13 protein-coding genes and 1 other RNA gene are annotated in these 12,325 nt (G+C 56.6%); 5 read left to right on the top strand and 9 right to left on the bottom strand.

What is annotated here, in order from left to right:
• Positions 1–16 precede the first annotated feature (16 nt).
• Entirely contained in the window at positions 17–607 is a 591-nt protein-coding gene (locus EAV92_RS11465) for a TlpA family protein disulfide reductase (RefSeq protein WP_123041211.1), read from the bottom strand.
• 162 nt (positions 608–769) lie between these two features.
• Here EAV92_RS11465 and EAV92_RS11470 point away from each other — a divergent pair, with 162 nt between their 5' ends.
• Together EAV92_RS11470 and EAV92_RS11475 are read left to right on the top strand one after the other, a co-directional pair.
• On the top strand, positions 770–2,080 hold the full coding sequence (locus EAV92_RS11470; RefSeq protein ID WP_123041212.1) for an MFS transporter: 1,311 nt from the start codon (positions 770–772) through the stop codon (positions 2,078–2,080).
• Between the two features lie 50 nt (positions 2,081–2,130).
• Positions 2,131–2,580 (top strand): M67 family metallopeptidase, encoded by a 450-nt coding sequence (locus EAV92_RS11475; RefSeq protein ID WP_164472738.1) that lies wholly within the window; start codon positions 2,131–2,133, stop codon positions 2,578–2,580.
• On the opposite strand, the gene EAV92_RS11480 is transcribed toward EAV92_RS11475, so the two are convergent.
• The 3 genes from EAV92_RS11480 to EAV92_RS11490 are packed head-to-tail and all read right to left on the bottom strand — an operon-like array spanning position 2,540 to position 5,785.
• Positions 2,540–3,283: an exonuclease domain-containing protein gene (locus EAV92_RS11480; protein WP_206424304.1), complete on the bottom strand. Its 744-nt coding sequence runs from the start codon at positions 3,281–3,283 to the stop codon at positions 2,540–2,542. The genes EAV92_RS11475 and EAV92_RS11480 overlap by 41 nt on opposite strands.
• A gap of 5 nt (positions 3,284–3,288) precedes the next feature.
• On the bottom strand, positions 3,289–4,368 hold the full coding sequence (locus EAV92_RS11485; RefSeq protein WP_123041214.1) for a DUF294 nucleotidyltransferase-like domain-containing protein: 1,080 nt from the start codon (positions 4,366–4,368) through the stop codon (positions 3,289–3,291).
• A gap of 49 nt (positions 4,369–4,417) precedes the next feature.
• A complete protein-coding gene (locus EAV92_RS11490) occupies positions 4,418–5,785 on the bottom strand; it encodes an ammonium transporter (protein ID WP_123041215.1) in 1,368 nt (455 codons plus the stop codon).
• A 385-nt stretch (positions 5,786–6,170) separates the two neighbouring features.
• Here EAV92_RS11490 and EAV92_RS11495 point away from each other — a divergent pair, with 385 nt between their 5' ends.
• Entirely contained in the window at positions 6,171–6,626 is a 456-nt protein-coding gene (locus EAV92_RS11495) for a MerR family transcriptional regulator (protein ID WP_123041216.1), read from the top strand.
• A 31-nt stretch (positions 6,627–6,657) separates the two neighbouring features.
• Positions 6,658–7,344 (top strand): zinc metallopeptidase, encoded by a 687-nt coding sequence (locus tag EAV92_RS11500; RefSeq protein ID WP_123041217.1) that lies wholly within the window; start codon positions 6,658–6,660, stop codon positions 7,342–7,344.
• A gap of 76 nt (positions 7,345–7,420) precedes the next feature.
• On the opposite strand, the gene gltC is transcribed toward EAV92_RS11500, so the two are convergent.
• The gene (gene gltC, locus EAV92_RS11505) at positions 7,421–8,323 is read right to left on the bottom strand and encodes a glutamate biosynthesis transcriptional regulator GltC (protein WP_123041218.1); all 903 of its coding nucleotides are present in this window, start codon (positions 8,321–8,323) and stop codon (positions 7,421–7,423) included.
• A gap of 107 nt (positions 8,324–8,430) precedes the next feature.
• Here gltC and tpx point away from each other — a divergent pair, with 107 nt between their 5' ends.
• Positions 8,431–8,943: a thiol peroxidase gene (gene tpx, locus EAV92_RS11510; protein WP_123041219.1), complete on the top strand. Its 513-nt coding sequence runs from the start codon at positions 8,431–8,433 to the stop codon at positions 8,941–8,943.
• Positions 8,944–9,031: 88 nt separating this feature from the next.
• On the opposite strand, the gene EAV92_RS11515 is transcribed toward tpx, so the two are convergent.
• From EAV92_RS11515 to cshA, 4 genes are all read right to left on the bottom strand, one after another.
• Positions 9,032–9,415 carry a DUF1499 domain-containing protein gene (locus EAV92_RS11515; RefSeq protein WP_123041220.1) on the bottom strand — a complete coding sequence of 128 codons (384 nt, stop codon included), beginning with the start codon at positions 9,413–9,415 and terminating at the stop codon, positions 9,032–9,034.
• Positions 9,416–9,501: 86 nt separating this feature from the next.
• Positions 9,502–9,684, bottom strand: a non-coding RNA gene (gene ssrS, locus EAV92_RS11520) — 6S RNA.
• A 44-nt stretch (positions 9,685–9,728) separates the two neighbouring features.
• On the bottom strand, positions 9,729–10,493 hold the full coding sequence (locus EAV92_RS11525) for a YesL family protein (protein WP_241158556.1): 765 nt from the start codon (positions 10,491–10,493) through the stop codon (positions 9,729–9,731).
• A 40-nt stretch (positions 10,494–10,533) separates the two neighbouring features.
• The gene (cshA, locus tag EAV92_RS11530; RefSeq protein ID WP_123041222.1) at positions 10,534–12,156 is read right to left on the bottom strand and encodes a degradosome RNA helicase CshA; all 1,623 of its coding nucleotides are present in this window, start codon (positions 12,154–12,156) and stop codon (positions 10,534–10,536) included.
• Positions 12,157–12,325 lie beyond the last annotated feature (169 nt).

Raw genomic sequence — 12,325 nt, forward strand, 5'->3', positions numbered from 1 at the left:
ATGGATTTTTTTGTGTTTATCCGTCTTTGGTCGCGTCGTCCAAATATTTCTCCCAAGTATCGAGCGGAATGACGCCCTCGATCCTTTCGAGGATTTTGCCGTTACGGTCCACGATGAAGCTCGTCGGATAAGAGAACACTTTGTACGCGTCTCCCGCCGTCCCTTGCGCATCGGTGAGCACCGGAAACGTAAAAGCTTTCTCCTGCACGAATTCCTTCGCGTTCCTCAGCCGATCGTAATTGGTGGCGTTCACCGCGTAAAGATCCACTTTGTCTTTGTACTTGCCATAAAGGGTAACCAAATCCGGCGCTTCCAGATCGCAGGGACCGCACCAGGAAGCCCAGAAATTCACGACGAGCACTTTATCGCGGGCGCCGCCCACGCTGTAATTTTGCTTGCCGTCCAGCGTACTGAGATCGAACGCCGGCGCAGCGGAACCTTTTTTCGGGGCTGCGGGATCCAAAGACGCTGCGGGGGAAGCCCCAGGCTGCGGTTCGGAAATACCGGATGCGGCGGGAGAACCTTTGTTATCCCCGAGTTTATTGCCAAGCAAAACCGCGGCCACCGCAATCACGACGGCGATCAGGATCACCCAGTTCTTTTTCATCGAAAAACGCCTCGCTCTTTCGTCATGCTTACGAAGTTGATCTACCTATTTTACCCCAACTCCCGCGGACTTACCAATCCCGGTGCCGAATGGCCCGCTTCCGCAAGGGATACCTTAAAGCATGGAATGACTTCGCACCGCGAACGACAAGGAGGAGCCGAAATGGACGCAGCCCGAACGAAACGGAAGCTCCGGGTCACCTTCACGAGCGACATGGGGGACGATAACGTTTCGGAAACGAACGAGAAGCCGAAGCAGAAGGACAAGGCCAAAGGCGGCCGTAAAGGACATGTTTGGGAGTATATCGCGCTGGCGACGGTACCGATCGTGATGGTGCTGGGCAACTCCATGCTGGTCCCCATCCTTCCCACGATGCAGCGGGAGCTCGGCATTTCCAAGTTTCAATCGAGCTTGGTCATCAGCCTGTTCTCGGTGGCGGCGGCCATCGTCATCCCCTTCGCGGGCTATTTATCCGACCGGTTCAGCCGCAAAGCGGTCATCATCCCTTCGCTGATCATTTACGGAGGCGCGGGGATCCTGGCGGGCTTCGGCGCCGTGTGGCACTCTTACACGGTACTCATTGCCGCGCGGGCCATACAAGGGATCGGCGCCGCAGGTACCGCACCGATCGCCATGGCGCTCGTCGGCGACCTGTACAAGGACAGCAAGGAAAGCCAGGCGCTAGGCCTCATTGAAGCCTCCAACGGCTCCGGCAAAGTGGTCAGCCCGATCTTGGGAGCCTTGCTGGCCCTGCTCGTTTGGTATGCGGCATTTTTCGCGTTTCCGGCGTTCTGCCTGCTGTCTCTGCTTGCGATGATCTTTCTCATCAAGGAGCCCAAACGCACGGCGGAGCCGAAACCGATAAAGCAATACGTCGCTTCCGTCAAGAAAATATTCGCCAAGGATGGGCGCTGGCTGATATCCTCGTTCTTCAGCGGCTCGTTGGCTTTGTTTATTTTGTTCGGCGTACTGTTCTTCCTGTCCAACATTTTGGAAAAGCCGCCCTATTCGATCGACGGCGTATGGAAAGGGTTCGTGCTCGCCATTCCGCTGTTCGGCATGGTGGCCACGGCTTACATTACCGGAACGGTCATCCGCAAAAACGGCGTGCTCATGCGCTGGCTGATGAACATCGGTTTGGTGCTGATGGTCATTTCGCTCGGCCTTGCCATCTGGCTGAACAAGAATCTGTACGTATTCGTCGGTCTCCTTACGCTAAGCAGCATAGGCACCGGCTTGCTTCTCCCTTGCCTGAACACGATGATCACCGGCGCGGTGGAGAAATCCGAACGGGGCATGATCACCTCGCTGTACAGCAGCCTGCGGTTTTTCGGGGTCGCTTTCGGTCCGCCGCTGTTCGGCTGGCTGATGGGCATCTCCTATCAAGTCGTATTCATTACGGTTTCCACGCTTTCGCTGATCGCGCTCGGGCTGGTCTTCTTCCTCGTCAAGCCGGGCAAAAAAGTGCAATAACGTTGCCTGCCCGGCCCCTATCCCCCATACTGGACTGGGGAGGGATCATGATGAAGGCTTTCATCACGGAGAAAATCAAATCCGAGCTCGAGGAGGCGTGCCGCAGGCGACTCCCTTACGAAACTTGCGGCGTGTTGTTCGGGCGCTCCTCCGGGAGCGGTACGGCAGTCGACGGTTTCTCCGTCGTTCGCAACGTTTCCATCGATCCCCGCCGTTCCTTCTCGTTCGATCCCGCGGATTGGGTTCGGGCCGGTTATGAAGCGCAAAAAAACCAACGCGAAATCGTCGGTTTTTTTCATTCGCACCCGAACGGCACCGTCCATCCGAGTGAAGCGGACGTCTCGGGCATGCCGCCGGGAGGCACTTATTGGATTGTCGGTTGCGGCACTGAGAACGAATGCGATATCGCCGTTTACGGCCCCCATCCGGACACCGGTTGGGAAAGGCTTCACTTGAGCGTCAGTGACGGCTTAAATACGCATAAAGATCGCCTAACGTAACGAGCTGCCGGGAACGTATCATTTTCAAAAACGAGAAATAGAGCTTGGCGGTCATCACCGAATCGTGAAGCGCGTGATGGCGTTCCGTGATTGGGATCCCGCCGCTTTCCAGCAGCCCGTCCAGACCGTATTCGCCCCGTTTGGGATCCAGCCATTTGGCGATCATCATCGTATCCAGCACCCGGTGCGAAAGATGGATTTTCGTCGTCCGCCACAGCGCGGAATTCAAAAACTGCTTGTCGTGCCCGCTCCCGTGCGCGATCAATACCCGTTTCCCCGTAAAATCCATGAAATCGTGAAGCACCTGCATCAAGTCTTCGCCCTTTTCGGCCATTTCGTTCGTGATGCCGGTGAGTTCGACGATGTGCTTCGGGATTTTGCGCTTCGGGTTGACGAGCCGGTAGAAGGGCTCCGCTTCTTCAAATTCCCCCCCTTTAATGCGCACGCCGCCTACGGATATAATTTCGTCACCGTTATAAGGATGAAAACCGGTCGTTTCCAAATCGAACACGACGGCCTCGAGATCCGCGAGCGGCGTGTCCAGCGTATTTTCCTTGCGCTGCTCCCGCGACATCGAACGGATGAACGCCATCTGCTGCGCGTTGGATGAACCCATCATCGACGCGATGGCCGGAGTGATGCCCCCCATTTTGTACAAATGCCACATCCGACCCATCGGCGAATTGCCTTTCGGTTCTTTCACGATGCTCACCTCCCGCCGAAGCGGTCTTGCATTTCGCGTTCCACTCTGCGCTGCATCCGTTTGCCGAATTTCAACGCTCTTTTGAGCGATTGGGCCAGCTCCTTCGTCAACTGTTCCTTGGGCACTTTGCCGCTGCCGATCCACTGCGTGCCCTCGACGCGGGCCGCCGTGAGCAAGCGCAGCTTCATGACAAGCGTAAATGCAGATATCGCTTCCTCCGCCTCCCGCTCCGAGATTTTGCCGGCGCTCCGCAAAGCCTCGATTCTGACAAGCGTTCCGGCGGCGCGGATGCCTGCTTGCAAGGCCAACAACCGGAACACGTTCACCATCGGAATATAAGCCCCGTATTTGATGTCCAGCCCGCCCGCGTTCTCGCCGTACCTTTCCCGAAGCAATTGCCCGAAAATGCCGACCAACACCTTATGGCGCAGCGTGTTCTCCATCATCCTGCGCGTGATGACGGGATTTTGGAGCATGTCGGTACGGAATCGATCCTTTAAGCCATCGGCGAGTCTCTCGTCTCCCGCTACGGTTCTGCCGTCCGCCACGATCAGAAGGTACCGCACGTTCTCCCAGCTCGGATCCGCGAACCAGCCGTCCACCTTCTCCTCCCATTGCCGAAGGGAAAGACACCACTGCGGATTGGAGGCGATCACATTGCCTTCACAAGGCGGATAGCCCAGCGCAATCAGCAGTTTTACGGCCTCCTCCGCGAACCGGGCGAAATAGGCTTCGCAGGAAGCCGCTTCGTCTTCCGACTCCGGATTCCCGTAAACGATTCCGCTGTCCTGGTCGCTCGAGAACGTCATCTCTTCCCTGCCTCCGCTGCCGAACAGCATATACGCGTAAGGCACGGGAGGGGCCGTAAACCCCAACCGTGCCATTTCTTGTTCCGCAAGCTCGAGCGTCCGGGAGACCAGCGCTTCATGAATGGCGCTAAGCGATTCGGCCACGGAGAGGAAGGGCTCAGCGGCCAGCGCTTCCGATAACCGTTGCTGCTCCGTTTCCCTGATGGTTCTAAGGGCATTCACGTCTTTCGCGGCTTGAATGGCCGGGTGACTTTTCTCTCCGCTGCGGCTCGACATGACAGCTGATGACCTCCCATGATCCCTGGCTTGCCGGCGTTCGATATCCTTACATAGAACTCGTGCCCGTTTTCTTGAGGTGCTCCGGGTAACCGTAAGAGCCGTGTTCGCTCAAGTCCAGACCGATGATTTCTTGCTCTTCCGTTACGCGGAAGCCCATGACTTTTTTCATGATCCACAGCAGAACGAACGATGCCGCGAAAGCGTAAGCGCCGCACACGACGACCGATTCGAATTGCACCCACAGTTGCTCGCCGCCGCTGCCGTAAAGCAGCCCGGCCTTACCGACGCCGACTTTGCCGGCCAATTCTTCCGTTGCAAAGATACCATTCGCCAGCGTGCCCCAAACCCCTGCCGCGCCGTGTACGGACATGGCGGAAATCGGATCGTCCACGCGGATCTTTTCGAAGAACTTCGCGCTGAAGTAAACCAATACGCCTGCAATCAATCCGATAACGACAGCAGCCCAAGGCTCAACGTAAGCACAGGATGCGGTGATGGCGACCAAGCCGGCCAATGCGCCGTTCAGCGTCGTCGGAATGTCGGCTTTGCCGCTGAACATCCAGGAGATCAGCATGGCCGCGACTGCGCCGCCTGCAGCGCCGAGCTGGGTGTTGAACGCTACGTAGCCGAAGAAACCGTCGCCTACGGAAAGTGCGCTGCCGGCGTTGAATCCGAACCAACCGACCCACAGAAGCAGAACGGACAAAGCGGAGAAAACTTGGTTATGACCGGCGATTTGGTTCGCGGAACCGTCTTTGTTGTATTTGCCGATACGGGGCTTCAGCAGAATCGTAGCCGCCAATGCGCCCATGGCTCCCGTCAGGTGAACGACCGTGGAACCCGCGTAGTCTTGCGAGCCGTCCGCAGCCAGCCAGCCGCCGCCCCAAATCCAGTGCGCGATGACCGGATACACGACGGAAGAAAACAGGATCGTGTAAATGAAGTACGAGGACAGCTTGGCGCGTTCCGCGAACCCGCCCCATGCGATCGACAGCGATACGGCTGCGAACGCCAGCTGGAACACGAAGAAGATCGTGGAAGGGTAGTTCTCACCGTCTCCCGCGGAGATGGACGGATCGAACAGGAAGTTGCCGATGCCGATGAATTTGTTCAAGCCTTCGGACGCTTCCGTACCGAACGACAAACCGTATCCGACCGCCCAGTAGATTAAGGAACACAAACCTACGGTGAAGATCGTTTTGCCCGCTACGTGACCGGCGTTCTTCATGCGGGTCGAGCCCGTTTCAAGAAGGATGAAGCCCCCTTGCATTAGAAGAACAAGCACGCCCGCCACCATGATCCACAAAGCGTTTAGTCCCATGTTCAGGGTAGCTGCGGAAGGGTCTTCCGCAAACGCCATTGTCGGGAAGAGAACCAACAGCGCTCCCAATGCAATCAAACTTTTCTTCACCATTCCGACCAACTCCCAATTGTCATATTTCATTACATCTTAAGAAAGGCTTGATGTCATTATAGGAGGTTGCGTGAGTTTTGACAATATGATTTTTGTTATTTTTCGCTTTATTTTCGCAGAATACCTAACATTAACCCCGGAAAAGGTATGGAATGTTCAGAACTGGATCAGATTTAAGCTAAAGATACTTAACGTCAGTACAGAACAGATAGCTCCAACGATACCATCGACGCGTTAAAAATAATCATTTGTGTTAGTTTATATTCCATATGAGCTTTGAGACTGGCTTTTTTGGGCTTTGAAGCCAAAGCATCACGTTTGACTGTACGGTTGGGATTTGAGTATCATAAAGATTAATGAGACTGACCGAAAGAAGGTGCGATGTATGCGACACGGACCGAACGAACAGCATCGGCTTTACCGGATCGGGGAGTTATCCCGGCTATCCGGCGTGAGTCCGCGTACGATCGACTATTACACGGGACTAGGGCTGCTGGCTCCCGCAAAACGTTCCAACGGGAACTACCGTCTGTATGACGATGAAACCTTATCGAGGATCCGCCGTATTGAATATTTGAAGGCACAGAAGTTTTCCCTGGAAGAAATCCGCGAGCAATTCTCCTCCCTGGGCCGGGTCACGTCGGATGAGCAGGTAACCCGCAAGCTGGCGGACCTCCAAAGCCATCTCACGATGCTCGAAAGGGAAGTGAAGGAGCTTGAGCCCGTGCTGGACCAGCTCAAGCCTACGCAAGCCAAACGGCTTTTCCGGGCCATCACGCCCCAAACCGCGGCCTGCGTCGAAGCTCTGCTGCTTCTGCTGGGGAAAAGCAACCTCATGTGAGCCTGAAATTCAAACTCGGAGGGAACACTCGATGATCTTTTTCACACCCATCGATTTTCTGATCATTCCCGCGTTCCTGCTCTCGTTGTGGGCGCAATTCAGAGTCAGCGGGACTTTCAGCAAGTGGTCCGAAGTGCGCGCGATGAGCGGCATGACCGGATATGACGCCGCCCGGCGGATGCTCGACCGCAACGGCTTGCACGACGTGCCGATCGAGCCCGTACCCGGCCGCCTGTCCGACCACTACGATCCGGTCGCCCGCGTCGTCCGGCTCTCGGAACCCGTTTACTACGAAAATTCGATTTCCGCGATTTCCGTCGCCTGCCACGAAGTCGGCCATGCGATCCAGCATCAGCAGCATTACCCGATGCTCGTGCTCCGTCACCGGATGTTCCCGGTCGTCCGCATCGCATCCGGCATCGCGCCGTTCCTGCTGCTCGCCGGATTCCTGTTCCACGCCCTGAATCTCGTCGGGCTCGGCATCATCTTCTTCTCGGCCGCGGTCGCCTTCCAGCTCGTCACGCTGCCGGTAGAATTCAATGCCAGCTCCCGTGCGCGCGACTTGATGGTTGCCGAAGGGTTCATCTCCCACGAAGAAGAGAGGGGCGTCGCGAAAGTGCTGAACGCGGCGGCGCTCACGTACGTCGCGGCGGCGCTGATCTCGTTGCTTGAGCTCGTCAAGTATATTTGGCTCTTCACCAATAGCCGTGACGATTAACAAGAACCCCTTATAAACCGAAAACGCCTGTTCCGAATTCTCGGAACAGGCGTTTTTTATGCGGCGTCGATGGAGCTCATCTCGGCGTATATTCGTTTTGGAAATAGTCGAGCAAGAAGGAATGGAACATCTGGACGACAGTCGGAAGCTTCTCGCCTTCCCGGCGGATCAATCCGATCGTTCTCGTCACGTGCGGGCTTTTCACCTTCACGACGGCAGGCATCATCGCGCTCGTCTGATAGAGGGCCATTTCCGGCAGCAGGCTGACGCCCATCCCGGCCGCCACGAGACCGCGGATCGTGTCCGTCTCTTCCGACTCGAACCCGATGCGCGGGGTAAAACCGGCGTTTTTGCAGGCCTCCCATACGAGGGATCGCAGCGAGTAGCCGGGACTGAACAATACGAACGATTCATCCTTCAACTGGGCCAAGTCGATCGAAACCTCAAGCGCCAGCGGATGGGTTTCGGGAAGGATCGCGAAAAGTTCTTCGGTCAACACGACTTCGCCCGTGACATGATCGTGCTTGTCCGGATGCGGGGATATGAAAGCCAGATCGATCTCCGCATCGACGACGTCGCGGATCAGCGAAGCATACATGCCCTGCCGAAACCGGAACTTGACGTTCGGATGCAGCTTGCGGAAGGCGGCCACGACGCGGGGAATGAGGTGGTAGCCCAAGCTATGGGGAAATCCGAGACGAATTTCGCCCGCCTCCGGATCCAGGAATTCCTGGATTTCCAGAACCGCCCGATCGAGATCGGTCAGCAGCGATTCGGCGCGCCTCAAAAACAGCTGCCCGACCGGAGTCAGCTGAACGTTGCGACCCTTCTGCACGAACAAATGCACGCCGAGCTCTTCCTCGAGCCTGTGGATTTGCCGGCTGACGGCCGATTGCGCCACATGGAGCTCCTCTGCGGCTTTGGTGACGTGCTGCAGCCTGGCCACGCGCACGAAATATTGCAGCTGCCTGAGTTCCACCTCTTGATTGCACCCTTTCCGTTGACGTTCGTCCGATTGGACTTTGACGTTCCTAAACGATTATAATGATATCCGCAAGGCTATTCAATGAAGGAGGCATTTTCCAAATGGCACAAGAACGCGCCGCGAAATTCAAAGGAAATCCAATTACCTTGGTCGGTCCCGAACTGAAAGTCGGCGACCAGGCTCCCGACTTCACGTTGAACAAAAACCTGCTCGAAACCGCCAGCCTGAAAGACTATGCCGGCAAGGTTAAGCTGATCAGCGTCGTCCCTTCCGTGGACACCGGCGTATGCGACGCCCAAACCCGCCGTTTCAACGAGGAAGCCGCCAAGCTGGGCGATAACGTCATCGTCCTGACGGTCAGCGCCGACCTTCCGTTTGCGCAATCCCGCTGGTGCGCCGCCGCAGGCGTGGACCGCGTCGTGCTGTTGTCCGACTACAAATCCAATTCCTTCGGACAAGCCTACGGCGTCCTGATCAAGGAATTCGCACTCGATATGAGATCCATCTTCGTCGTCGACGCGAACGACAAAATCACCTATGTAGAGGTGCTTCCCGAAATGACGGAACACCCGAACTACGAAGCGGCGATCGCAGCCGTCAAAGAACTTCTGTAAGACCCGACGGATTTATGGTCATGAGAAAAGCGAGGCAAGGCCCAGCGCCTTCCTCGCTTTTATTTTGTCGCAATTATGGGTTGCGGAGTCACGCGCGATAGGAGGACAACTTCTTGTCCAGCACGCCGTAGATCTCCTGAATGACGCGGTAGTTCGCTCCCAGATCGCCAAGCGACCCTCGGGAGGCGGAATAGATGTCCACGGCGGAATTGCCGGGCGACGTGCCGACGATCTGGATCGTAATGTCCATCGTTCGTCCGGCCATCGTTTTCTTCTCCATGACGATTTCGCCGATGTTCGGCACTTCGTGCAGCACTTTGTAGCCTTGCATCTTCTTGAGCACGGAGCCGACTTCCTCGAATGCGCGATCTTTGGACAGCCTGTAGTAATGGGACTTCAGCTTAGGATCTTTCGCTTTGTCGCCGGTATGTTCATGACTTCGGAGCAAACCGACCAACACTCGCTTCAGCAATACACTCTCTCCCTCTCGGTGCAATTGCGCGTCATACTCTATGATACCATGGTTGCCCACAGATTTATAGACCGCATCCGAAAAAGAAAAAACCCGCCTATGCCGTCCGACGTGCTTGTTTCTGAACCCGCTTGGCAGGTGGGTGTCCGCAGCTCCGGAGTTTGGCTACCCTTTTCGGGGGCTTGCCAGAGGCCGGGCAATGTTGAACTCCCTTGGAAACAGCATTGGTTCAAAACATTTGTGCGCCGTAACGTACATCGCAGGATATAGATACATTATAAGCCGTAACCCCCGCAGAGGCAACCCGGCCGTCCTAGCTTTTTGTTTCCTGATCTTCCTCCAGCGAACCATTCTGCTCTTCGGTCAACGCCTCGTTCCCGGCCATCATTTTGGTGATGATCAGGTTGAAATTGTAAAACGTGAACGTCGCGATGACGCTGCCGAAAAAGAACGGAATGAGGAACGTGAACCTCGTGCTGATGAACAGGATGGCCACGGTGCCCAGCGTCATGATGACGGAGCGGATCGGACGGCCGATCGTCAACACGAGTGCGTTTTTGAGCAGCTGCGTCGTTTTCATGTGAAAATGGGACAACAGCGAGAAAAAATGGTGTAACGAGACGACGACGAGCAGCATCAGCGCGATGAACAGATACGCGACGATCTGCAGGTTCTCGATCCTCGTCAGATAAACCCGGTAATCGATGATCAGGATGGTCGAAATCAACGAATACAGGATGCCGCCGATCATCGCCTGCTTATAATTCTGTTTATAATTCCGGAAGAACGTTTTCAAAAGCGGAACGTCCGTATCTCCCATGACCCATTTCCGGGCGACCGAGAACATGGCCGAGGTCGCCGGGAAAAAGGTAAAAGGGGACAGGATCGCCATCAGGATCACGGTCGTTTGAAGCAGCCCCGTGATTTGGGCTTCGTCGGTCGCGGCGTTCATGTTCATGAATCCCGTAAGACCGACCAGCCAGAACGGCACGGAACAGAGGAGCCATAATACGTTGATTACGGCCAGCCTCATGATCCATTCGGATATCTTGTAGAATCCGCCCATCATGCCCCGCATTTCCACCGTGTTTTCCTCCCCGACGACCTGGCTTGATCTCTTAGATGTTCACGTAATCTTCGCTGTTCGATTTGCGCGGTTCCGGACGTCCGCCGCGGGATCCGCCGTCGCGATAGCCGCCGTCCTCGCGGTACGGCCGACTTCCGCCGCCGCCGCCGTAAGGCTTGCGCTGCTGTCCGCCCGAGCCGCCGCCGTAGTTGCCGCTGCGTCCTTGGCCGCCGCGGTAACCGCCGCCTCCGCCGTAGTTGCCGCCGCCTTGGCCGCCTTGACCGTACCGGCGGTTGCCTTGGCCTCCGCCGTAGCCGCCGCGGCCGCCGTCGAACTTGCGCTTCTTGCCGCGGATCGGATCTTCCGGCGTGAGCTCGACTTCGACGTCTTTCTTGTCACCGGTCAGCAGCTTCATCGCCGCCGCGAGCAATTGGACGGAATCGTACTGTTCGAGAAGCTGCATCGCTACCCACTTGTACGGATTCACTTCATCTTCAGTTCCTTTGACCGTTTCCAAAATGCGCTCGGCCACGACTTTCTGTTTGCCTTCCATCGCCTCGGAAAGGGTCGGGAGCGGCTTCTTGGAAATGCGGTGCCGCGTGATTTTCTCGATGAAGTGCAGATGGTCGATCTCGCGCGGCGTCACGAACGTCCAGGACGTTCCTTCCTTGCCCGCGCGTCCCGTCCGGCCGATCCGGTGAACGTAGCTTTCCGGATCCTGCGGCAGGTCGAAGTTGATGACGTGCGTCACGCCGCTGACGTCAAGGCCGCGGGCCGCGACGTCCGTCGCCACGAGCACGTCGATGCTGCCGTCGCGGAACTTGCGCATGACCGCGTCACGCTGGTTCTGGGACAGGTCGCCGTGCAAGCCGTCGGAAGCGTAGCCGCGCTTGGCCAGCGCTTCGGACAATTCGGCGACGCGGCGCTTCGTGCGTCCGAAAATGATCGCGAGCTCCGGCGGTTCCATGTCGAGCAGCCGGCACAGGCCGTCAAATTTCATGCGTTCTTGGACTTCGATGTAAAATTGCTGGATGAGAGGAGCGCTGACCTGCTTCGGAATGACGGAGATATGTTCCGGGTTGCGCAGGAACTGCTGAGCCAGTCTCTGGATGTTCGTCGGCATCGTGGCCGAGAACAGCAGCGTCTGCCGCTCTTCCGGCACCAGCTTCAGGATGGATTGGATGTCCTCCATGAAGCCCATGTCCAGCATTTCGTCCGCTTCGTCCAGGACCACCGTCTGAACGTCATCCAAGCGGATCGTCTTGCGATTGATATGGTCAAGCAGCCGTCCGGGCGTTCCGATGATGATTTGCGGCCTTCTTCTCAAAGAGCGGATTTGGCGGCTGATGTCTTGTCCGCCGTATATCGCCAAGGAGCGCAGTCCTTTGAACCGTCCGAGTTTCTCGATTTCTTCCGCAACCTGGATGGCCAGCTCGCGCGTCGGCGCCATGATCAGCGCGACGATGCGGTCTTCCGATGCCGAAATTTTGTTGATGAGAGGGATGCCGAATGCAGCTGTCTTGCCGGTCCCCGTCTGTGCCTGGCCGATCATGTCGCGGCCTTCGAGAGCGACGGGAATCGCCTTGGCCTGGATCGGCGTCGCTTCTTCAAACCCCATCTCAGAGACGGCTTGAATGACGTCCGGATCCAAACCAAATTCGTTAAATGTACTCAATTTCTCAAACTCCTTCTGTATTGGGCCTTCTTCACGGCTTCCAAAAAATATACAGTCCATTATAGCACAAACGAAAACACAAACACCAGCGCAATGAAAATGCTTCGCGCATGCCTCTTCTTCCCCGGGGAAATCTAGGAAGGGAAAGACGCGCCGGAAAGGATGGTCG

Origin of the sequence: Cohnella candidum (assembly GCF_003713065.1) — a bacterium.
In the GTDB taxonomy this organism is placed as follows: Bacteria; Bacillota; Bacilli; order Paenibacillales; family Paenibacillaceae; genus Cohnella; species Cohnella candidum.

Excerpts from the sequence above, each read along its gene's own strand:
- EAV92_RS11495 (WP_123041216.1), top strand. The coding sequence starts at position 6,171 with ATGCGACACGGACCGAACGAACAGCATCGGCTTTACCGGATCGGGGAG.
- EAV92_RS11470 (WP_123041212.1), top strand. The coding sequence starts at position 770 with ATGGACGCAGCCCGAACGAAACGGAAGCTCCGGGTCACCTTCACGAGC.
- tpx (WP_123041219.1), top strand. The coding sequence starts at position 8,431 with ATGGCACAAGAACGCGCCGCGAAATTCAAAGGAAATCCAATTACCTTG.
- EAV92_RS11490 (WP_123041215.1), bottom strand. The coding sequence starts at position 5,785 with ATGGTGAAGAAAAGTTTGATTGCATTGGGAGCGCTGTTGGTTCTCTTC.
- EAV92_RS11500 (WP_123041217.1), top strand. The coding sequence starts at position 6,658 with ATGATCTTTTTCACACCCATCGATTTTCTGATCATTCCCGCGTTCCTG.
- EAV92_RS11525 (WP_241158556.1), bottom strand. The coding sequence starts at position 10,493 with ATGCGGGGCATGATGGGCGGATTCTACAAGATATCCGAATGGATCATG.
- EAV92_RS11475 (WP_164472738.1), top strand. The coding sequence starts at position 2,131 with ATGAAGGCTTTCATCACGGAGAAAATCAAATCCGAGCTCGAGGAGGCG.
- EAV92_RS11485 (WP_123041214.1), bottom strand. The coding sequence starts at position 4,368 with ATGTCGAGCCGCAGCGGAGAGAAAAGTCACCCGGCCATTCAAGCCGCG.
- EAV92_RS11465 (WP_123041211.1), bottom strand. The coding sequence starts at position 607 with ATGAAAAAGAACTGGGTGATCCTGATCGCCGTCGTGATTGCGGTGGCC.